Origin of the sequence: Methylobacter sp. sgz302048 (assembly GCF_052162025.1) — a bacterium.
Classification (GTDB): Bacteria; Pseudomonadota; Gammaproteobacteria; order Methylococcales; family Methylomonadaceae; genus Methylobacter.
The window spans coordinates 1,467,783-1,489,605 of the sequence record NZ_CP197401.1; the positions used below are offsets into that span (position 1 = coordinate 1,467,783).

15 protein-coding genes are annotated in these 21,823 nt (G+C 52.2%); 10 read left to right on the forward strand and 5 right to left on the reverse strand.

The genetic code is table 11. The annotated features are described in order from the left end of the window. The first annotated feature begins 25 nt into the window (after positions 1 to 25). The 4 genes from smc to ACTNE6_RS06990 all read left to right on the forward strand — a co-directional run bounded on the left by smc (position 26) and on the right by ACTNE6_RS06990 (position 7,652). Positions 26 to 3,535: a chromosome segregation protein SMC gene (smc, locus tag ACTNE6_RS06975; RefSeq protein WP_442499114.1), complete on the forward strand. Its 3,510-nt coding sequence runs from the start codon at positions 26 to 28 to the stop codon at positions 3,533 to 3,535. After that, on the forward strand, positions 3,535 to 4,224 hold the full coding sequence (locus tag ACTNE6_RS06980; RefSeq protein ID WP_442499115.1) for a cell division protein ZipA C-terminal FtsZ-binding domain-containing protein: 690 nt from the start codon (positions 3,535 to 3,537) through the stop codon (positions 4,222 to 4,224). The genes smc and ACTNE6_RS06980 overlap by 1 nt, the downstream gene beginning before the upstream one ends. A gap of 6 nt (positions 4,225 to 4,230) precedes the next feature. Continuing rightward, on the forward strand, positions 4,231 to 6,177 hold the full coding sequence (locus ACTNE6_RS06985; RefSeq protein ID WP_442499116.1) for a helix-hairpin-helix domain-containing protein: 1,947 nt from the start codon (positions 4,231 to 4,233) through the stop codon (positions 6,175 to 6,177). A gap of 302 nt (positions 6,178 to 6,479) precedes the next feature. Then, positions 6,480 to 7,652, forward strand: coding sequence for an OmpA family protein (locus ACTNE6_RS06990; RefSeq protein WP_442499117.1), 1,173 nt, complete (start codon positions 6,480 to 6,482; stop codon positions 7,650 to 7,652). Between the two features lie 183 nt (positions 7,653 to 7,835). Here ACTNE6_RS06990 and ACTNE6_RS06995 read toward each other — a convergent pair whose 3' ends face one another. Continuing rightward, on the reverse strand, positions 7,836 to 8,858 hold the full coding sequence (locus tag ACTNE6_RS06995; RefSeq protein ID WP_442499118.1) for an FAD:protein FMN transferase: 1,023 nt from the start codon (positions 8,856 to 8,858) through the stop codon (positions 7,836 to 7,838). An 83-nt stretch (positions 8,859 to 8,941) separates the two neighbouring features. After that, the gene (locus tag ACTNE6_RS07000) at positions 8,942 to 9,349 is read right to left on the reverse strand and encodes a ketosteroid isomerase-related protein (RefSeq protein WP_442499119.1); all 408 of its coding nucleotides are present in this window, start codon (positions 9,347 to 9,349) and stop codon (positions 8,942 to 8,944) included. Between the two features lie 113 nt (positions 9,350 to 9,462). Here ACTNE6_RS07000 and soxC point away from each other — a divergent pair, with 113 nt between their 5' ends. The 6 genes from soxC to ACTNE6_RS07030 all read left to right on the forward strand — a co-directional run bounded on the left by soxC (position 9,463) and on the right by ACTNE6_RS07030 (position 15,583). Then, positions 9,463 to 10,725, forward strand: a complete 1,263-nt coding sequence (soxC, locus tag ACTNE6_RS07005) for a sulfite dehydrogenase (RefSeq protein WP_442499120.1) — start codon at positions 9,463 to 9,465, stop codon at positions 10,723 to 10,725. Beyond that, positions 10,712 to 11,239, forward strand: coding sequence for a c-type cytochrome (locus ACTNE6_RS07010; protein ID WP_442499121.1), 528 nt, complete (start codon positions 10,712 to 10,714; stop codon positions 11,237 to 11,239). Before soxC ends, ACTNE6_RS07010 begins: the two co-directional genes overlap by 14 nt. A gap of 252 nt (positions 11,240 to 11,491) precedes the next feature. Continuing rightward, positions 11,492 to 12,181 (forward strand): aquaporin Z, encoded by a 690-nt coding sequence (aqpZ, locus tag ACTNE6_RS07015; RefSeq protein WP_442499122.1) that lies wholly within the window; start codon positions 11,492 to 11,494, stop codon positions 12,179 to 12,181. Between the two features lie 546 nt (positions 12,182 to 12,727). Next, complete coding sequence (locus tag ACTNE6_RS07020; protein WP_442499123.1) at positions 12,728 to 13,567, forward strand: hypothetical protein; 840 nt, start codon at positions 12,728 to 12,730, stop codon at positions 13,565 to 13,567. Between the two features lie 72 nt (positions 13,568 to 13,639). After that, a complete protein-coding gene (locus tag ACTNE6_RS07025) occupies positions 13,640 to 14,284 on the forward strand; it encodes an FMN-binding negative transcriptional regulator (protein WP_442499124.1) in 645 nt (214 codons plus the stop codon). Positions 14,285 to 14,869: 585 nt separating this feature from the next. Continuing rightward, positions 14,870 to 15,583 (forward strand): WbqC family protein, encoded by a 714-nt coding sequence (locus ACTNE6_RS07030; protein ID WP_442499125.1) that lies wholly within the window; start codon positions 14,870 to 14,872, stop codon positions 15,581 to 15,583. Between the two features lie 127 nt (positions 15,584 to 15,710). On the opposite strand, the gene ACTNE6_RS07035 is transcribed toward ACTNE6_RS07030, so the two are convergent. Genes ACTNE6_RS07035 through ACTNE6_RS07045 form a run of 3 tightly spaced genes read right to left on the reverse strand, consistent with a single transcriptional unit; the run spans position 15,711 to position 21,709 of the window. After that, the gene (locus tag ACTNE6_RS07035; RefSeq protein WP_442499126.1) at positions 15,711 to 16,784 is read right to left on the reverse strand and encodes a DUF2135 domain-containing protein; all 1,074 of its coding nucleotides are present in this window, start codon (positions 16,782 to 16,784) and stop codon (positions 15,711 to 15,713) included. Next, positions 16,781 to 17,173: a DUF2300 domain-containing protein gene (locus ACTNE6_RS07040; RefSeq protein WP_442499127.1), complete on the reverse strand. Its 393-nt coding sequence runs from the start codon at positions 17,171 to 17,173 to the stop codon at positions 16,781 to 16,783. The genes ACTNE6_RS07035 and ACTNE6_RS07040 overlap by 4 nt, the downstream gene beginning before the upstream one ends. A gap of 3 nt (positions 17,174 to 17,176) precedes the next feature. Continuing rightward, positions 17,177 to 21,709, reverse strand: a complete 4,533-nt coding sequence (locus tag ACTNE6_RS07045) for an alpha-2-macroglobulin family protein (protein WP_442499128.1) — start codon at positions 21,707 to 21,709, stop codon at positions 17,177 to 17,179. Between the last annotated feature and the right edge of the window lie 114 nt (positions 21,710 to 21,823).

Below are 21,823 nucleotides of genomic sequence, written 5' to 3' on the forward strand. Positions count from 1 at the left end.
AAATACAGGGATATTCATACCAGTTATGAAACTGGAAAAAATCAAGCTTTCAGGTTTCAAATCGTTTGTCGATCCGACGGTCATCCCGATCAACGGCAATCTGACGGCGATAGTCGGGCCTAATGGCTGCGGTAAATCCAATATTATTGATGCGGTGCGCTGGGTCATGGGCGAGAGCTCGGCCAAACATTTGCGCGGCGGCAGTATGACGGATGTGATTTTTAACGGCTCATCCGGGCGCAAACCGGTCAGCACGGCTTCGGTCGAACTGGTCTTTGACAACAGCGAAAGCAAGCTGGGCGGCGAGTATGCGCAATACGACACCATCGCCATCAAGCGCCAGGTCAGCCGCGACGGTCAATCCTTGTACATGCTGAACGGCTCGCGCTGCCGGCGCAAGGATATTACCGATATATTTCTGGGCACGGGGCTGGGCTCCCGCAGTTATGCCATCATCGAGCAGGGCACGATCTCGCGTATGGTGGAAGCCAAGCCCGAAGATTTGAGGATGCATATCGAAGAAGCGGCCGGCATCTCCAAATACAAGGAGCGGCGCAGCGAAACCGAAGCGCGCATGAAGCATACGCGCGAAAATCTGGAACGGCTGAGCGATCTGCGCGAGGAAGTCGAGAAACAGCTCAAACATCTGCAAAAGCAGGCCGAAAAAGCCGAAAAATACACCGAACTCAAAAAGCAGGAACGCCAGTTCAGGCTGGAACTGCTGGCGATGCGCTGGAATGCTTATCATCAGGCCGCGCAACAGCTGGAAACAAGACTGCAGGACATTGCGGCCGAGCATAATCGCTTGTTCGTTCAGCTGCGCGATATCAATAACAGTCTGGAAGACAAGCGAGTAGAGCACAAGGTTCAGCAGCAGCATACCAACAGTTCGCAGGGCGAATATTATCAGGTTGTGGCGGAAGTCAACGGTCTCGAACAGGCGATCAAGCACAATGAAATGAGCCATGAAGAAACCCAGCTGGAAATCAATCGCTCGCGTCAGCAGGCCGAGCAGGCGCTGAGTGAGCTTCAGGCCGATATGCAGCAGTTGGAAGAAATCAGACAGGCGCTGGAAGAGGCCGAAGAAGCGCTGATTGTTGCGGAGGAAAGGCAGGACGAGGTTGTGCAACTCCAGCAGGAATCGCAGCACCAGAGAACATCCTGGCAGCAGCAATGGGATGCCTACCGGACTGAAAGCGCGAGATATAAAGAACAGGCGGAAGTGCACCGTGTAAAAACCGTGCAGCTGGAAAACCAGAGCCGGCAATTGCAGACCCGCCTCGATAAGTTGCACGGTGAGCACGATGAGCTGTCATCGAGCCAGCTGCAAACGGATATCGAGACGCTGGATGCCGGCATCGAGCTGATTGAATCGCAGCGCGCCGATCTGCACAGTCAGCTGGAACAGCTTCATCAGCAAATCCGCGAGCAGAGGCAGCAGGTCAAGCACCTGCATGATGAACTGCATGCGCGCCGTTCGGAAATGCACAGCGTCAAAGGCAAGATCACGTCGCTGGAATTGCTGCAGCAGCACGCCATGGGCAAGGACAATAAAAATCTGAGTGCTTGGCTGGAACAAATGAATCTGGTTAAAAATCAGCGTCTGGCCGAATTCCTGGAAGTGGAATCCGGCTGGGAAACGGCCGTGGAAACCATGCTGGGCAGCTATCTGGAAGCGATCTGCATCGACAGCGCCGATCAAATCATCCCAAGCTTGCCGCATTTGGCAAACGAATCGTTGACACTTGTCGAAACGGGCCGCAGAAAACCGGCTGAAGCAGGCGCGCCATTTGTACGGTTGCTCGATAAAGTGAGGGCGCCGTGGGACTTAAGCGATCTGCTGTCCGGGGTTTACTGTGCCGATACGCTCGAAGCGGCAAGAAACTTGTCAGCCGAGATCAAACCTCATGAGTCGGTCATTGCGCCAGACGGGACCTGGTTCGGTCCGGGCTGGCTGAAAATCATCCGTACCAAGGACAGCAAAGCCGGCGTGTTGCAGCGCGAGAAAGAGTTGCGTCTGTTGAAACAGCGGCAGGAGTCGCTGCAGTTTGAAATCGCAGATTTCGAAGATCAGCTGGAAGCGACTGAGGCGAGCTTGAAAGAAGCGGAAGTCAATCGTGAAGCGATGCAACGTCAGGACAGCAGTCTCGGTTCGGAGCTATCGCTTAAAAATGCCGAATTCAGCGCCTATTCTGCACGCTGGCAACATCAGCAACGCAGGCTCGCCCAAATCAGCAGCGAAATAGAAGATATTGTCCATGAAAATACCGAAAATGCTGCGCTGATCGCAGAGTCCCGCTTGCTGCAGGAAGAAGCCGAACAGGCTCTGGCAGAGCTGGAACAGAAAAGGCAAAGCCTGGATTTGCTGAATCAGGAGTTACAATCGCGGCAACATGACGCCGAACAGTCTGTCCATGAAGCCCGGCAGCAGGTCTACAGTATCAGGGCGCAGGTTGAATCGTTAAAGTCTTCGGAAAGCCTGACTGCCAGGCAGATTGAGCGACTGCAGATGCAGCATCAGCAATCGGTTACACGCATCGCCGAGTTGGAGAGAAAGTTACAGCAGACTCTGGCGCCGCTGGATGAAGAGAAAAAGCGACTGGAACAGCTCTATTTAAATAAGGACAAGCTGGAGGCAGATCTTAAAACGCAGCGTCAGGCCCAGGAAGAAATCGAATCAGTGATTGCGCAATTATCGGAAGAGCAGGTTCGAGCCCAAAGAGCGCTGGACATGCAAAAGGAGGCGCTTGATAAAATCCGCTTTGAACTGCAGGAAAGCAAGGTCCGTCAGCAGACGGTCAATGAACAGCTCAAGGAAATCGATGCCGATGCCGAGCAGGTGCTGAAAAATCTGTCCGAGCAGGCCGAAGAGCAAAGCTGGAAAAGAAAAGTCGATGATTTATCGGCTCAAATTGAGCGCTTGGGCACGATTAACCTGACGGCCATAGAAGAATACAAATCGCAGTCGGAACGCATGAATTTTCTTAATGAGCAGCATGCGGATCTGATGGAGGCTCTGCAAACGCTGGAGCAGGCAATCAGTAAAATTGACAAGGAAAGCCGACTGCGTTTTAAGGAAACTTTCGATAAAATCAACAACGGCTTGCAGGAAAAATTCCCTAAGTTGTTCGGAGGCGGCCAGGCCTATCTGGAACTGACTGAGCAGGATTTGCTGGAGACCGGCGTCAATATCATTGCTCGGCCTCCCGGCAAAAAGAACAGTTCCATTCATTTGCTGTCAGGCGGCGAGAAAGCATTGACAGCGGTAGCGCTGGTGTTTTCGATCTTTGAGCTCAATCCGGCGCCTTTCTGTTTGCTGGATGAGGTGGACGCGCCTTTGGATGATGCCAATGTCGGAAGATTTTCACGAATGGTTGAAGAAATGTCGGCATCTGTTCAGTTTTTATATATTTCCCATAACAAGGCCACGATGGAAATTGCAAAACAGTTGGCAGGTGTTACTATGAAAGAGCCGGGTGTCTCCCGGATGGTCGCGGTTGATATTGAAGAAGCAGTGAGTTTGGCGGAAAACTAATGGATAAAGAAATATTGAGAATTGTAATTATTGCAACCGGGTTGCTCGTCATAATCGGCATGTTGCTGTGGGCTTACATCAGAAACAGAAAAGCGCAGCATGACATGGAGGGGTATGAGGGTGAAGATATCTTGAAAGGCGCTGATGAAGCGCTGGCATTCCAAGAGGATGATGACGACTTTGATATTGCATCTTCCGATAAACGCGGCGCTCATGCGGCAAAATCAGCGCAATACGAAAGTGATGACGATTATTATGAGTCGGATGACGAAGACTATGGTGAACCGCAGTCCCGCTTTATCGCGCCCAAGATCATCCAGTTCAGCCTGATCGCCAGAGACGAGGAGGGCTTCAACGGCGTTGATCTGGTGAATGCGCTTGAAATGGTCGGGCTTGAATACGGCAGTCTGAAAATTTTTGAACGCCTGGATGCTAACCGGCTGGTCGATTTTGGCGTCGCCAGCATGGTTGAATCAGGCACTTTCCCGTCCAAGAATCTGGACACATTCTACACGCCGGGCATCGTGTTTTTTATGCAGCCTGAAGCGGTAGATAATGCGCAGGCTGTTTTTGACGATTATGTGCAAACAATTCAGTTATTGGCGGCGGAATTGAATGGCGTGATCCGGGATCATCAAAGACAGCCTTTGACCGAAGCTACTATTCAAATGATTCGGCAGAGTTTGTAAGCGCCGATGCTTAACAGTGAACAACTAAAAATCCTGCATGAAGCGGATTTGGATAAAGTGCTGTCACTCGAATTTATCGAGCAGACCGCCGCGCAGGCCGATGCCAGCCGACTCACGGATGAGCAACTGCTTGAATTTTTGAAAATCTGCAATGCGTTATATCGCGGCGGCGAGCCAATCATTTCTGATTATATTTATGATTCGGTTTTTCTGGCCGAACTGCAGCACCGGCATCCGCATCATCCTTATCTGGAAGCGGTCGAGCCGGAAAAAGCTTTTGTCGGCAAGACGGTCACTTTGCCAGAGAGAATGTTGTCCACTGACAAAGCCTACAGTCAGGAAGAGATTAACCGATGGCTGACACGCATTGAGAAGGCTGCTGAAGAAATCAATGTCGATCCTTTCTCATTGATTTTCAGAGCTACTCCAAAACTGGATGGTTATGCAGCTTATGATGACGGCAAAATCTTGTACACGCGTGGTGATGGGCGTAAAGGCACTGATATCAGCCGGGTTTTTGAGCGCGGGCTGATCGTTGGCGGCAACGGCAAAAGAGGACAGGGAGCAGGTGAAATTGTTGTAGGCCAGGCCTATTTCAATACCTACCTGGCTGATTATTTCGAAAATGCCCGTAACTTCCAGGCCAGCATCATCCGGGAAAAAGAGCTGGAGCCGCATGCTCTGGAAGCCATACAGAATCACGCAGCGGTCTTTTATCCGTTTTCACAACTGCCCGACTGGTATGGATCTGCTACGGAAATTCGGACAAATTTCCATGATATTGTCGAAAAAGTCCATTATCTGGTTGATTATGATGTCGATGGCGTTATTTTTGAGGTAACGCATGATACAGTAAAAAGGCATATGGGCGCAACACGGCATCATCATCGCTGGCAGATTGCCTATAAAAACAATATCGAGACAGCTATTGTCAAAGTATTAGAGGTTACGCCGCAAACTTCGCGTTCAGGGCGTGTCAATCCGGTTGCTGAACTGGAGCCTACAAGGCTCAGCGGCGCCATGATTTCCAGAGCAACCGCTCACCATTATGGAATGGTCAAGGCTCAAGGCATAGGCCCGGGCACTATCATTGAACTGACCCGTAGCGGCCTCGTTATACCCAAAATTGAACGCGTCATTACGCCGCAATCCCCGCAAATTCCCGATAAATGCCCCAGTTGCGGCAGCGAACTGGTCTGGGACAGCGATTATCTGTATTGTTTGAACACGACGCAATGCCCTGCACAAATTGAAAATACGATTGAGCATTTTTTCAGGACCTTGGCCAATGTCGACGGATTCGGCCTCAAAACGATCGAGAAACTGCATGCCGCAGGGATTAACTCGGTGCATGCGATTTATCGATTGAATTCAGATCAACTGCAGAGCATGGGATTCGGAGAGAAAACCGCTCAGAACTTATTGGATCAATTGCAGCGCAGCCGAACCGAAGCGATAGAAGACTGGCGTTTCCTGGGAGCATTCGGCATCTACAGAATGGGGCTGGGCAATTGTGAGCGGCTGCTGCAGCATTACCATCTGATGGATATCTTCAAATTAACGGTTGAGGATATCACCGCTATTGAAGGCTTCGCGGAAAAAACCGCCGTAGCGGTGGTCGAGTCTCTTAAAAAAGTCGAGCATGACTTTATGCAGATTTATCAATTAGGCTTCAATCTGATCCGTACCGCTTTGATAAGGGAGCAGTCGCAGACAAGTAGTCCGGTTGCAGGCAAGACAATCGTTTTTACCGGCACGATGCAGCATGGCAAGCGCGACGATATGAAAAAAGAGGCCAAGCGCCTGGGCGCCAAAGTTGCGGATTCAGTCACAGGAAAAACCGATTATCTGGTGACAGGCTCCGAGGTGGGCGCTTCAAAAGTCAATGCGGCTATGCAGAAAGGCGTCCGCGTGATCAGTGAAGAAGAGTATCTGGCCTTGGTAAGAGGATGATTTTCAGTTTGCATGCCCAATAATATTTCTAATTCCAATCCTCAATTATAAGTCTTGGAATTGCATGCATAAATTAATCAAATAAGTTTTATTTTTGCATTGTGTCGTATTTTTGCAACACAGTTTATGTGTTCTTTTGCGTAATTTTTTGGCTGTTGCGCTTAAACTACACTTTATTATTTTTAAACAACGGTTATACTATCCCACAGGAAGAACTACTGGTCGAGCATCGGCATTTGGAGCAGTGCTAGCCGAATAGAAATTAACATGCAAACGCAAATCAACATTTAAGGATTAAGTCTATGCAAACACAAGATGAAAATAAAAAACAAACGGCGCAAATGCATGAGTTGAGCGTTAAAACTGACGCTGGAATTGCAAATAAAAATGGTAAGGTAAAAACACGTTTACTTGCGCTTGCATTATCAGGCATGAGCATTGTATCGGTTGCGCAGGCCGATGATACCCAAGATTACGACTCTACCGTTGACAAGCGCTGGTATGTTGCGCCTTTCGGTACTTTTATCAAAACCGGCGGTGACCGAGCTGCGAAAGATGGCTGGGGCGGCGGTATGGGCTTCGGCAAAATGTTGAACGAACATTTTAACATCGAGCTGAGAGGCTTCTATCAGGGCTTTGGCGGTTATTCCAATCCTACGACTGGACAAGGCGGACGTTGGGATCTGACCGGTGGCTCAGCTGATCTTCAATATTATTTCTTCCGCGATAAATTCTCGCCTTATGCAGTGGTTGGTTTAGGCGGCATGAACACCAGCGTTCTAGGCGATAGCGGTGCATCCATTACTGGCGAGACGGGCGTCGGTTTTACCTATGAACTGCACGACAACTTCTTGATCCGCAGCGATGTGCGCTACCGTTACAACAACAATTTCAATGCGCATTTGCTTCCCGGCACCGACGAGTACCATGACATGACAGTTAATGTTGGTTTCGTCATGCCGTTTGGCGCCAAGCCGAGATCTGCAGTGAAATCAGAAATACCTGTGGCTCCGCCGGTTGCGGCAGTTCCAGATTGTTCGACCCAGGATTCCGATGGCGACGGCGTCAACAATTGCCAGGACAAATGTCCTGATACGATGAAAGGCAGCAAAATTGATTTCAATGGCTGTCCAATGAGTATCGAACTGAAAGGCGTAAACTTCGAGCACAACTCAGCCCAGTTGACCGAAAATGCGAAAACTGTTCTGGATGGCGTCGCTGCGAATCTGATTGCCACGTCAGATAAAAAAGACATTGAAGTACAAGGTCATACCAGCAGCGAAGGAACCAGTGCTTATAACATGAAACTGTCGCAGAAACGCTCGCAAGCGGTTGCCAAATATCTCAAGAGCAAAGGTGTGACCAACAAATTATATGCTAAAGGTTACGGCGAAGACTTCCCTGTGGCTGACAACAGCACAGAAGAAGGCAAAGCTCAGAACCGTCGCGTTGAGTTAATCTGGATCGGCGATTAAATAATGTCTTGAATTCGAAAGTTTAGTTGTCTTTCATGTAATAAAAAAACCCGCTGTTAAGGCGGGTTTTTTTATTATTCGGGAAAATAAATTCTTCAGAGCCCGCCTTCACGCACAAGCGCAGCAGCCGTCAACGCATAAACTCCAGGGATATTGATAGTGCTTCAACAGGCAGGTGCCCGGCTACTTCGGTAAATTAACGAAGTGCTCTTGGCTGAGGGCAGGACTGGTGATTTCCTTTAAATTGCCATTTTCGCCATAAATGAAGAACGCTTTCAAACCTTCCGCCGCGGCCAGCTGAGGCCCTTCTTTTTCACCCAGGCATAACAGCGCCGTGGACCAAGCATCGGCCCAGGTGGGGTCGTCGTGCAGCACGCTTACCGATAGGAGATGATGATCAACAGGCTTGCCGGTCGAAGGGGAGACAATGTGGGAATAGACTTTGCCGCCGCTCTCAAAGAAATTGCGGTAGCTGCCTGAAGTCATGATAGCCATAGCGCGGTCAGTCGGTACTTCGATAATGCGTTGCAGCTCATGCCGTCCTCCGGGCACCGGTTTTTCTATCGCCACACGCCAATGAGAGCCATCGGCTTTCTTGCCGCGTACTTTCATTTCACCGCCAATTTCCAGCAGGTAATTAGTGATGCCGCGGCTTTCCAGCAGGGTCGCCACTTGACCAACTGAATAGCCCTGGCCAATGGAGGAGAAATCGATCTGCATGGCGCCGTCTTTTTTGCGCAGGCGTCCGCCCTTGCTGTCGGCTTCGATCTTATCCAGGCCGACTTTGTTTTTAGCGGCGATAATTTCCTCATCACTGGGCATGCGCTCCTCGTGCTTGAAAAACCCCCAAGCCTCCAGCAACGGTTTGACGGTCAGGTCATAGCAACCGTGAGATTTGCCATGCACAACCTTGGCAATGCTGACCAGTTCCGGCAGCGCCGGCGAAACCGTCACCCAATCAGTGCCTTGCTGCTGATTGAAACGGGATGCTTCCGAGTCATCCCGATAGTTGGAAAGCTGCAGGTCGATTTTCGCCAGCAGTGCATCGATTTCTCGATGCACTGCGCTGGCATCAGTATTTTCGGCCGGGACGAACTTGATATGATAGCTGGTGCCCTGAGCCAGTCCTTCCAGTTCAAGCTCGCCAGGCGCGTTTCCGCAACCGGCCAGCGATAAAGTCAAGATCAGGTTAAGAATGTATTTCATGGCGTGCACTCAAACTAAATATCAGATTCGTATTTACCCGGCAGAACGGCAGCATGGTTCCGCCTCAGAGAAAGTCACTAAGACTACTTGCTGACTTGCGCAATCCAGTCTTGCAGATTGTAGTAGTTAGTAATGCGCGCGACTTTGTTATCGCGGATTTCAAAAAAAGCGCCGGCCGGCAGACGATATTTCTGGCCTTTTGCTTCAGGCAAGCCTTCGTCGGTTTTCAGGTATTCGCCCAATACGACAAATTCAGCTGCGGCGCGGGCGCCGTCCGGAGTTGCCATGATCACCATATCGACGAGTTCTTCTTTGTAACTGTTGTTCATGCCTCCCATGAACTGTTTGAATGCGTCCTTGCCGACTTCGCGCTTGCCTTGGTTAATGTCATGGATGACATCGTCAGTGAGCAGGTTTAGAAAAGTATCCATGTCACCTTTGTTGAAAGCGGCATAATATTGTTCTATCAGTTTAATGCTGTCTTGGTTCATAGTGATCCTATCATTCAAGTTAAAAATGCCGCCTATTTTATAATTAAACCGCGTTTTTGACTTATTATTTTGCAATAAATTAGTTTTGATTAGTGATTGGCAGGAGTTTTGATATGGCTCGGCAAACCGATTTGCAGCCCGTTGCCGGCGGCGGTTTATTGGATCGGCGTTTGTTCTTAAAGCGAGGATTGTCCTTTTCGGTCGCTGTCGCTTTAGCGCCTGAAGTTTTAGCTAGCGATGAGGAACGTTTGCCGTGGATGCAGAAACCGGGCGAGCCTTTTTCCAATTACGGCCAGCCCTCTTCGCATGAGCGCAAAACCATCCGCTGGACCATGGGCAACAGCATGGCGCCCGGCAATGGGGTTTCGTGGACGCCGCTACAGGACCTGGAAGGCATCATCACGCCCAGCGGGCTGCATTTTGAGCGTCATCATAACGGCGTGCCGCAGATTGATCCCGATAAACATCAGCTGCTGATTCACGGCCTGGTGAACAAGGCGCTGATCTTCGATATGCAAACACTGCTGCGTTATCCGATGCAGTCCTGCTACTCGTTCGTGGAATGCGGCGGCAACAGCAACGCGGGGTGGCGCGATGAACCCATCCAGACCGACGTCGGCTATTTTCACGGCATGGCTTCGTGCAGTGAGTGGACGGGCATTCCTTTACGGATACTGCTTGATGAAGCCAAAGTCAAGGGCAGGGCAAAATGGCTGATAGCAGAAGGTGCCGATGCCGCTGTTATGAATATCAGTATCCCTCTGGAAAAAGCGCTCGACGATTGTCTGCTGGCTATCTACCAAAACGGCGAGCGCATCAGGCCGGAGAACGGTTATCCCTTGCGCCTGATCGTGCCGGGTTGGGAAGGCGTGCTGAACGTCAAATGGCTGAGGCGCCTGCATGTCACTAACAGACCGACCATGGCCCGAAATGAAACGGCGAAATACACCGAACTATTGCCTTCCGGAAAATCGCGACAGTTTACTTTTGTTATGGAGGCCAAATCGCTGATAACCAATCCGTCATTCGGCCACAAGCTCGATAGGAAAGGTTTATACCAGATCAGCGGCCTGGCCTGGAGTGGCCAGGGCAAAATCGTCAAGGTTGAAGTCTCGGCGGACGGCGGCCAGACCTGGGCCGAGGCGCAACTTCAGGAGCCGGTGCTATCTAAATGTTTTACGCGGTTCAGGATTCCCTGGCAGTGGAATGGCGAGAAAACCATATTAAAAAGTCGGGCCATTGATGAGACAGGCTATGTGCAGCCGGAGCGCGATGCGCTGATCGCCCAGCGCGGCCGGCACGGCTATTTTCATTACAACGCCATTGTAAGTTGGGAAATATCGCCGGAAGGGAGCGTCAGCCATGTTTATGCGTAATTTGCTGTTCTGTTTTTGCTTATTGCTCTGTCATGCAGCACAGTCGGCGAATGTCGGCCCCAATCTGGGCAAGCCTGCGCCCGAGAATCTGGTAAAGGGTTGGAACATCGATGTTTTCCCCGATGGGGAAGGGCTCCCTGAAGGCAGCGGCAATGCCGTCAAAGGCAAACAGGTTTACGAAGCTTATTGCCTGTCTTGCCATGGCGTCGAAGGCTCAGGCGGCAGCGCTGACGAACTGGCCGGTGCCCGGCATTCATTGACCGATAATCCTCCCGATAAGACGATTGGCACCTATTGGCCTTATGCGACGACAATTTTCGATTTCACACGCCGGGCGATGCCATTGGATGCGCCTAGCAGTTTGAGCCATGATCAATTGTATGCCGTCACTGCCTATCTGCTCTATCTGAATGGGATTATCACGGAGATTGATGTCATGAATGCCCAAACATTGCCTAAAGTTCAAATGCCGAATAGAGACGGATTCATGCGAGATTGGCTACCTCAAAGATAATCGGTTCTAATAAATTGCCCGCTTCGTTATGTTTCGTTCTGGATGATTAGAATAAAACTTGAATCGCATAAATTCGCCAGGGAAGAACTGATGATTAAATTCTTGACTTGTGACGTCTAGAATATAAACTTGGTTTTATTTTTTAAAAATAAAAGCTTATTACATGAAATTTAAGTAAATTTCATTACGTTTTCCTTCGCGGCGGCTTAGTTGTTGCGTTAATAAAAATAATCATAAATTAAGGAGATGAGTATGAAAAAATATATTGCTGAATTTTTCGGGACATTCTGGCTTGTCCTCGGCGGATGCGGCAGCGCGGTACTGTCTGCGGCATTCCCTGATCTTGGTATTGGCTTTCTTGGGGTTGCGCTGGCTTTCGGTTTGACAGTGCTGACCATGGCTTACGCAATCGGGCATATCTCCGGCTGTCATCTGAATCCTGCTGTTTCCATCGGGCTCTGGGCTGGCGGTCGTTTTCCCGCAAGCCAATTACTGCCTTACATCGCGGCGCAAGTCTTAGGTGCTATCGTAGCTGGAGGCATCCTTTATCTGATCGCCAGCGGCAAAGCAGGGTTTGATGTGTCGGCAGGATTCGCTTCCAATGGATATGCGGAGCATTCACCAGGCGGCTATTCTCTGTTAGCGGCTTTAGTCACGGAAGTCGTGATGACGATGATGTTTCTGCTCGTCATCCTCGGTGCGACAGATATAAGGGCACCACAGGGCTTGGCGCCCATCGCTATCGGTTTTTGTCTTACTCTGATTCACTTGATCAGCATTCCGGTCACCAATACTTCAGTAAATCCTGCACGTAGCACAGGCGTTGCAATTTATGTCGGGGATTGGGCGGTTGCTCAGCTATGGCTGTTTTGGCTGGCTCCTATCATTGGTGCGCTGCTGGGTGCAGTAATCTATCGTTTTATTGGCAGTACGGAAGATTAAAAGATTCAATGTCCAGCAATGGCTTCAACGACGCTATGCGTCGCTGAAGCTGCTTCTAGTTCAGCAAGCTTAAAAAATTCTAATCATGCTTTTACGGATGGCTGTCTTAGTTGAACTGATTAAATTCAGCTTGACCGGGGCCTTGCGCAGTTTATTGGATAATGTGCCGGTTAGTCGGGCAACAATTCCAAATCCATGATTTTTCTTCTTGACATCATTAGGGAATAGTTACTGGAAACCTCTGGCCTGATGAGGTGTTTTTATTAAGAATGCGACAAACAGAACAAATGCCGGTGAGGCTCTTTGTGCAGAATTGAATAGTTTGAAAAATGCTTTATTGTTTGTCTTGTTATTGATACAGCCATCCAGCCAGAATAGGCCTGTAGCATAAGGATGAAATAATCTGAGCCGTAAAGTTTTATAAATTTGCTCGGCAATGTAAACAATCTTTAAATTTGCATGAAAAATTAGTGCACATTTTTGGGGCTGGTTGTCCCATCATGTCGGGCTTCAATCTTTTGATTAATGGATTTTATAAGAAAGAAAATGAACCAAAAATTATCATTGAAACAATCAAGACTCATTGCCGTTCTGGCTGGAGCATTGATTATTTCCATCGCTGTCTCTGTGTTTTTTTACAGTCGGCAAGATGGTCAAGATTCGGCATTTTTGTCGCAGAGCCTGTCTGCCGTGCCTGATCATACCGCAGCCTTGAGCGAGTTATTCGGCATTCCCGATTCAGGCGGGAAGGTCAGAATTTCGGCTAATGAATTGAGCAGCATCTGGTTTGAACAATCATTCAGCTTAGGCAACGATGAGTTTCATGTCATTTTCACGAAAACTCAGGAAATCGACCCACAATCCGGCGCGATCGTCAAAGCGCATGCTCAGGGCGTCAAAGTGGGTGCAATCACTTATAAGCAGGTAGATGGACAATGGCAGGCCGTATCGAAACAGCCAAAGTTTGGCGATTTCGGGGAATGGGGCGATGTTCCGGAAGTGAAACAAGCTGAAATACTTCAACTGTCGCCCGAAAACATTGCGTTTATGCTTGATGCCGGAGGCGGCATGGGCGGGTTTTTCGAATCAGGAAAGGCGCTGTTCGCCTACTCGAAAAACAGCTGGCGCGATCTTGGCTATGTTCAAACCGATGCGGATAATTCCGGCGCCTGTGATGAGGCACCCTCTGATGAAGGCGGTTCGATGCCGTGTTGGCGTTATACAGGAACTATATCAATTGTCCCTGGCGAGAATGCCGAATATCCTGATTTGCTGGTCACCCGCACCGGCACTGAAAGCGGAGAAAACGGCGTTTCCGTAGTTCCCGCCAAAAATGTGACTTACGTTTTTAACGGTGAGAAATATATTGATGCTTCGAAACTATAAGGAACGAAAAAAATGGTGCGGCTTGGGCAATATGCTCCTGCCTGTCTTTAACGGAATATAAGGAAAAAATCCATGTACATACCGAAGCATTTTGATGAACCCAGAATCGAAGTCATGCATGACCTGATTCGGGCCCGGCCACTTGCTACGCTGGTTACGCTGTCCGCAAGCGGACTGAATGCAAATCACATTCCGCTGCTCTTGTCGGCAGAGCCGGCGCCGTTCGGAGTCCTGCGCGGGCATGTCGCCCGTTCCAATCCCATGTGGTCCGATCTGGCGAAAGATGTTGAGGTGCTGGCTATATTTCATGGTCCGGATGCTTACATTACCCCATCCTGGTACGCTTCCAAGCAGGAAACCGGAAAAGTGGTGCCTACCTGGAATTATGCTGTTGTTCATGCTTACGGCAGGCTGCGTGTTATTGATGATGCCTCATGGCTACGTTCCCAGCTCGAGGCGCTGACCACACATAACGAAGCGGTTTTCTCCAAGCAATGGGCCGTATCGGATGCGCCTTATGAGTATACGGAAAAGCTGATCGAGGCGATCGTCGGCATTGAAATTACCGTTACAAAACTATCAGGCAAATGGAAAGTGAGCCAGAATCAGCCGGAGCGGAATCAGGCCAGCGTCATTTCAGGGTTGAAGGCGTGCGGCACCTCTGATGCCGCATCCATGGCAACACTGATAGAGACTTTCGCCAAAAACGCGAGTTGATCCTTCATACACATCTCTTTGAACACCTGAATTTCAAGGCGGCGGTTGTACAATAGGTGCCGGATGAGATCGAAAGACTCATGTCCGGCTCTGTAAAGTTGATAAGCGACAAAATTTCCGAGATTAAAAATCTTAAGCAGAACATTCGTAAGCTGAGCTGCTGTGCTGTAAAAACCATCATGGCGCGCAGCGTCATGCCGGACTTATCAATCTAATCTATGACCCCATGGGTTAAAAAATCTTGAACAAAAATTTCCCGCATCAGTCACATCTTGCATAAATGGTTCAAGCGTTTAATCTCGAGGAAGAGGTTTTCGTCCTGTTTCTATCAGGTTCTGCTCAATAATCCGTCAGAGAGGAGATGCCCCATGAAAAAACAGTTTTTTTCTCATAATCACATTTATAGCAATACTTTTTCCTATTAATCTTCACACTGATCACGCTAAAGCGAACGAAGTGTTCATCGAAGCCAACCATCAAAACCAATCCGATTGAAGTTTCGCATCGTAACACTAGTGCAAAAAAGTGATTGAAAACGTCGGCTTTGGTACTTTTCCTTTAGTACATTAAAACGGTGTGTTTAACATGAACGGAAAAAACGTTGCAATCATGCAGCCTTACGTATTTCCATACATCGGCTATTATTGCCTGGTGCAGGCAAGCGATACATTCGTTTTCTATGACGATGTCAATTACATCAAGCAAGGGTGGATTAACAGAAACCGACTGCTTTTAAATAAAGTTCCATACACGTTTACCATTCCATTGAGAAAAAGAAGCTCTTTTCAATTGATTAAGAATATCAATGTACTTGATATTAAAAAATTCAAATCGAAATTCATTAAGCAATTAGAACAATCTTATAGCAAGGCATGTAACTATCAAGTAGGCATGAGTTACGTCGATAAAGTATTGGATACCGATATTGATTTAATCAGCCAATTGGCAATGAAATCTGTGACTGATTTCTTTGAAATGTTAAACATTGAGAAAAACTTTCTGGTTTCATCCGAACGTTTCGGTGAAACGAAAGGTATCGATAAAGCTGACAGGCTTATTACGATAGTCAAGTCGCTTGACTCTGAAAATTACATAAATCCAATAGGAGGAACGGCGCTCTACAATAAACAATACTTTTCCGACAAGGGTATAAATCTCTCATTCATTAAAGCGAAGTTGGAGAAGTATAAGCAATTGGGAGGGCAAGGATTCGTGGGCGGCCTTTCCATAATTGATCTCATTATGAACAATACCATTGATGAGTTGAAGCCTCATTTAGTGAACTACGAGCTTGTTTGAAGGCAGTATAGGAACCACTGCAGCATATAACTGTAGTGGTTCTTGCTCAGTCAGACCGGGTTCAAGCGGCCTCAGCCCTTCAGCCGAAAATCTCTATGATGGATGTGGCAATTGTTGACGCTCACGATTAGGGATAACTGAACGAGTACACCAGGGCCAAATCCCCCGGATGGCGCAAGGGAACCGTGACGGTTTCCATTTTCTCATCCGGCGTGCCTTCACCGGTAATCACGGTGATTCTGCCCGTGGTCAGTTGCTCGTCGCTGTCGTAACCTCCGTAATAATTCACGTAGACCAGATAGGTTCCCGGCAGGATTGCGGGCATGGAAAAAATCTCCGGACCGAAGCCTGTGGTCACGTCCACGTCCAGCGCGCCGCCGTTTTCCAACACCCGGTTGCCGTAGAAGCCATGTCCGCCGTCCGGCGTGATCACATGCAGGTCGACATCGGTGCCGTCGCTGTCCCAGGACAGCACGACGCGGAGCTTGGGGCTCGGCTTTTCGCGGTAGGCTTCGTAAAACTGCGTTCGCGCCAGGCTCCTGCCGTCGGGCGCGAGAATTTCAACGCTGTTCGAGCCGGCGCCGAAAGCATACGGCCGCTCGAATTCGCCCTGGTCGGTTTTGAGCGGCATCGAGACGCCGTTGACCACCAGTGTTAGCGGCTGTTCAGCATCAACGCCGGATTTCGGGCTGGCGGCGATGCGGCCCTTGATCAGCCCCAGCGGGCTGTCCTCGTCTTCGGCGTTTACGTCCGAGGCCGGGTAGGTGACTTTCTGCACGTAGCGCGTCCGTTCACCGGAGGAATTGCGCCAGCCGCCCAAGGGCGCGTCCAGTTCGGCCCGGCCGGGAGCGGCTGGCGCTGCGTCGGTAAAGGCTTTGATCTGGGTTTCGATTTCAGTCAGCCGGCGGCTATAGGCCGAGGCAATACAGGCGTTATCCTTGCAGGGATTGCGTTGTTTTTGCAGCCATTCCCTTTGCCCGGCTGCCAATTGCTGCAAGGCTTTCTTATCGCCTGACGCAAGCCAGGCGAGTTGGTCGTAAAGCTCAGCCAAGGCCTCGTCGGCAGCCGAGAGCGTATTATCGGCACAGATTGCGGTTTCGACCGCACTGGCCGCCTTGCTGCAATCGAAGCCGGCCGCGGCGGCGGGCATACCGCAGGCCAGCAGCGCGGCCCCGGCGACAATCATCTTGAACAATCTCATACGTCTCCTTCGAGGATTTGTCTTGCGGTGGCTTCGATGAAAGCTTCGTCGAGCGCCCGCGGGGAATGCTTGAACGCCAGATGCAGGTATTCGTGCGCCAGACTTCGGCGGTCTTCCTCATAATCCAGATGACGCAACCAGATCCGGTTGGCGGCATAGTCCGCGAGGGGACTGCCGGAATGGGCGAGGCAGATTTCGATGCCGCCGGGCGCCTCGAATCCGTCGATTACAGCCAGCTGCCTGTTCCAGCGCGGAGTCTGTTTATCCAGCCATTGCTCCATAAGCCGGTTTCTCTGGCACGGCATTTCCTGAGGATCTGCCCAGGCTCCAGCTGTGAAGGTGGAAAATGCCCAGAGACAAAGGCTGCAAGTGTGCTTCAATCTTTTCATCGTCTACCTGACCTTGAGTGTATAAGCTGCCTCGGTCTGTAGCGCTTGCCGGCTGGGATGGTACATCTCGAAATAGCGCGCCCGGCCAAGCTCGAATTCCCCGCGTTGGGAAAACCGGAGCAGGTGCAGGAAGCGGGCATCGCCATTTAACGCTTCGACAGGGACGGTGTATCGATGCGGGAAAGTCTGGTACTCGGTGTTTTCCAGTTCCAGAGGCTGGGATTGCGCCTGATCCTGCCCATCTTCCGCTGCCCCGCCGCCAAAACCCGGCCCCGAAATTTTCATGCCCCACGGTGCGGCTTCCACATCGGCTCCCGAAGGCAAGGGAATGTCCACGGCGCCGTAGCGCGCGCCGCTTTCGCCGCTGACGACCACTTCATCAAGGTAAAGGGCCGAGGAATCTATCTCCGCTCCCGGCTGGATTTCTGTGGCGGCATAGACCGGCCCAGAGCTTTCCTCGGTTTCCCCGTTCTCCTCCTGTTCGGTATCCGGCTTTGGCAAGTCCAGTTTATACAGCTTGCGCGTCACTTGGATATTGGCAAGCGGATTCTTGACCTCTATCTCATGCAATTCATAGCCCAGATAGGCCGCCCCCGGCTTAGCCGCAGAGACTTGAATAGACAGGGGCGTGGAGCCGGCGTCGCGGTTGCCGGCCAGTTTCCAGACCGGCAGGCCGAAGCGGGACTCAGCGGGCTCGAAAGCCGGAGTCGCGGTGAAATCCAGCTTTTCCGCTGCTGCGTAAGGTTCCGCTCCCGCGGCTTTTTGCGCCATGAGCAGCACCAGCGAGCGTTCCAGCGTCGGTATATCCGGGCCGATATCGGCGAGCAGTTCCGAGAGTTGGCCGTCTGCCGGAGGCTGGCCCTTGCGGGCGGCATCCAGCATCAGGGCGGCTTGTTTCAGCCGGCCAGCGCCGGTTTCGGGAATATCGCCTGCGAAGGCATCCACGACCTTTCGGGCCGCCGGATCATAGGCTCCTACATCGCCCAATGTGTCCAGGATCAGCAAGGCCAGTCGTTCGTCCTGGCTCAGTATGGGAAGCCGGGCGGCGGGTGCTTTCTCGTCAAGCTCATTTTCATGCAGGATGTGAGTGAGCAAACCCGGTGTCACACTGGGCTTGTTCTCGCTGGGCTGCATGATGCGTCTGACTAAAGCGCGTGTTTGGGTTTTGACCGGCAAGCCCATCGCGCTGGTCAGCCACAGTGCGGTAGCCTGAGTCAGGATATCTTCTTTAGCGGCCTGCTGCTTGTACACATCCAGGAGGCTCAGCCAGGTGGCAGGCGCCGCGGCGATGCCCAGCGTTTGCTGGGCGTGCCAGTCGGCGAAATAGGCATACGCGGTCAGCAGCAGATCATCCTTGGATTGATTGCCCCACCAGCCGAATGCGGAATTCGGTCCGGCCATTTTGACCAGCCGCAAGCGGGCGCTGGCGATTTCGTCCCGCAGTTCCGCGGTCGTTTTCTGCACGGACGGGTTAGGGCCTAGCGATTTCAGATGACCATAGGCAAGGCTGAGCGGGATCAGCCGGCTCGCGGTTTGTTCGGCGCAGCCGTAGGGGTAATCTACCAGCGATTCGGCGATGCGCCAGAAGTGCTGCCAGCCTTTCCCGGCGGGCATGAGCCGGATATTGCTGGCACCCTGGGGCAGAGCAACCGTGCTGCCTTCGGGCTTTAGATCCACCGGTCGCTCGTAGCGGGTTTGCCAGCCCTTGGGAACCACTTCGATCGTCGTTTCCAGCGCGTCTTGTATTTGTCCCTTGACGGACAGCGCTGTCTTGAGCGCGTCGCTGCTTTGGGCTTCGTAAGGCAGTTCCAGATAATTGGCGCCCGGCTTCAATTCCACTTCCCGGTTAAGGTTGATGCCGCCGCCGTTGGCCGTGAATGTTGCAATCTGGTTTTTGGCTGTCCGGTTATAGCCTACCAAGGTGATGACCGGCTTTTCGCCGGCCACGAAAGAACGGGGGCCTGTCCATTTAAGATAAATGTCCTTGGCGGAGACCAGTTGTCCAATGCTCTGCCCGAACGCGCCGGCATCGGTCCAGGCCCGGCCGGTGATGCGCCAGCGAGTCAACGATTGCGGCATCCTGAACGAAAAGCTGGCTTTGCCTTTGGCGTCGGTCACCAGATCGGGTAGCCAGACGGCCGTGTCGATGACTTCCCGGCGCGGGCGTTCCAGCATTTTCAAAGGCCGGTTGCTGTAGGAGGGCTGTGGCGGGGCGCTGCGTTCGACGGGCAGAGCCATATCGTAGGCATGGAAATTGAGGCTGGATGAAGTCCGCACCTGGTTGCGGCGAAGGTGCTGAAAGAAGTCCTGAATGTTCGGCGCAATTTCGGGTTGCAGGCCGTACACCGCTTCATCCACCACACCTACGGCGAGACGGCTGGAAACGGGGTGGTCATCCAGTTGCGTGCGCACTTCCACCCGCACCTCATCGCCGGGCCGATAAATCGCTTTATCGGCAGTGAAGGCGATTTCGACAGCAGGAATCCGAACCTTGATGCCTTTGTTCTGGAAGGTGTAGCGGCCATCCTTCACGTACAGCACCGAGAACACCCGGTTGGGCGCATAGCCGGGACGTATCGGGATATTCGCCCGCCATTGCGTTTCGCCGATGCGGGTGAGGCTGGCCCAGTCGGTGCCTTCAGTCATGAGCCCCGCGCTCTGTACGGAATCCCGTTCCAGCGTGAGCAGGGCGTTGTCTACCTGATCGCGGAAGCTGATGAGGGCATGGGCGGTTTCGCCTTCGCGGTATTCGTCCTTGTCCAGGTCGATCCTGAGTCCGCCCGTTGCCAGTTTGGCACCATTGCCAGATACCCAATGTTCGGTCTGGCCGACGACTTCGCCGTCGGCGTCCTTGATCCGCACCGTATAGGCGCCGGCCTGGGTGAATTCCACCCGGAAGCGGTCGTTTTTCACCTCGCCGGTTGCGCGGCTTTGGTCATCCAGCCGCAGTGACTCCCAGGACACGGCCTGTCCCGGTTCCTGCCGAGTGCCCGCCAACGGTACGGCGGTGAAATCGATGCTCTCGCCGGGCTTGGAGATATGGGCGGAAGAGTTGAGTTGATAAAGTTTGCGGCCGCTCTCGATGATGAATTCCTTGACCGCGGTTACCCGATAGGCCGAACTGTCGGCGCAGGCCACGCGCAGAATGTAATGGCTGGGTTCCTTGGCCGGCGGCAGGTCGAACTCCACCGCGCCGTCGTCACCGGCGATCCGGCTCTCCTGGGCCAGCTTGACCGGGAAATGCACCTGGGCGCCGGTGTAATAATTACTGTAGCCCTCGTCGCCGAGCAGGTTCAGCACCTGGGTGCGGAGGTTCAGCTCTACGGTAGCGCCCTTGACCGGCTCGCCGCTCGGATAGCGCAACTGGATGCGCGCATGAATGGGCTGGCCGGTTTTGTAGTTCTGCTCGTGAGTCGAGATCTCCACATCGAAATGCGGCTTGGTGTAGGCGGCGACCCGGAACGAGCCCATGTAGGCCGCCCCCTGATAGCTCAGGTTCAGAGTATAGCCGCCGGCTACGGCTTCCTTGGGCAAGCGGAACTCGGCGTTGGCGCCCTGTTCAGGGGATGCCTGCAATGTCTGAACCGCGACCGGCGTGCCGTTGGGATCGAGCGCGGAAAGGGTGACGTTGCCAGCTGCCAGGGGCGAGGAGCTCAGCGCATCCCGGAAAGTTCTTCCCACCAGCTTGACGTGGACTTTGTCGCCCGGCTGATAAAGCGGCCGGTCGGTGAAAGCGTAAAGCTTGTCGCCTTCGATCTCGCTGTCGTAGTAGAAATTCTCCGAAACGAACACGCCGCCCCGACCGTCCTGGCCGATGATGTAGCTGCGCTCGGGGACCTTGCGCTGGATCATCAGGAGGCCGCGCGAGTCGGTTTCGCTCTCCTGCATTACGCCCACTCCGTCGGAGAATAGGATGTGGGCTTGTCCGGCTGGACGGCCGGTTTTCCGCTCGGCGGTCCACACCAGCAACTGCTCCCTGGAAACCTTGGCGACTGCGATCACATCGGATACGAATACTACCGTTACGGCACGCTGCCCACCGATGGCGGCTTCCACCAGGTACAGGCCGGGCGGCAGTTTGCCCAGCGGGATTTTCACATCGCCCGGTTTGGCAGCAATGAATTCGCTGCTGCTGCCTTCCATGTTCACGGCCGAGTCCTGCTGTATGGGCTTCGCCGCCCAGATCGGATAGCGGAAGCGATCGACCAGCTCGAAGCCGGGTAGGGGCTTAATTTGCGGATCATGGCGGAATTCGGTGTGGTAGCTGTGCGGCGGCGCCTGCTTGAGCGTCGGGATAGCCTCGACCACCTTGGTTCGCGTCTCCTCGGAAAAAATGCGCTGCCAGGCCAGCCGGGTTTTCTTGTACCACACGTCGAAGACGTAGTTCAGCGCGTTGGCGATGCCTTCGGGGCGGGATTGCGCCGTCACCTGGATGCGGTGCAGGTTGCGCTGGCTTTTCAGAAACGCCAAGGGGTCGGGCACGCGGTATATCAGGATGTCTGCGTCCTCGCCCGAAGCGCTCGCTGGTCCGTCCAACCTGACCACCGCCATTTCGTCGGAGCCGAACGGGGTTTCCGCGACTAAAAAGAACCTGTCTCCGGCGGCGCGTTCATAGCCGCTGGGATCAATGTCGCCCGCCCACGCGATGTT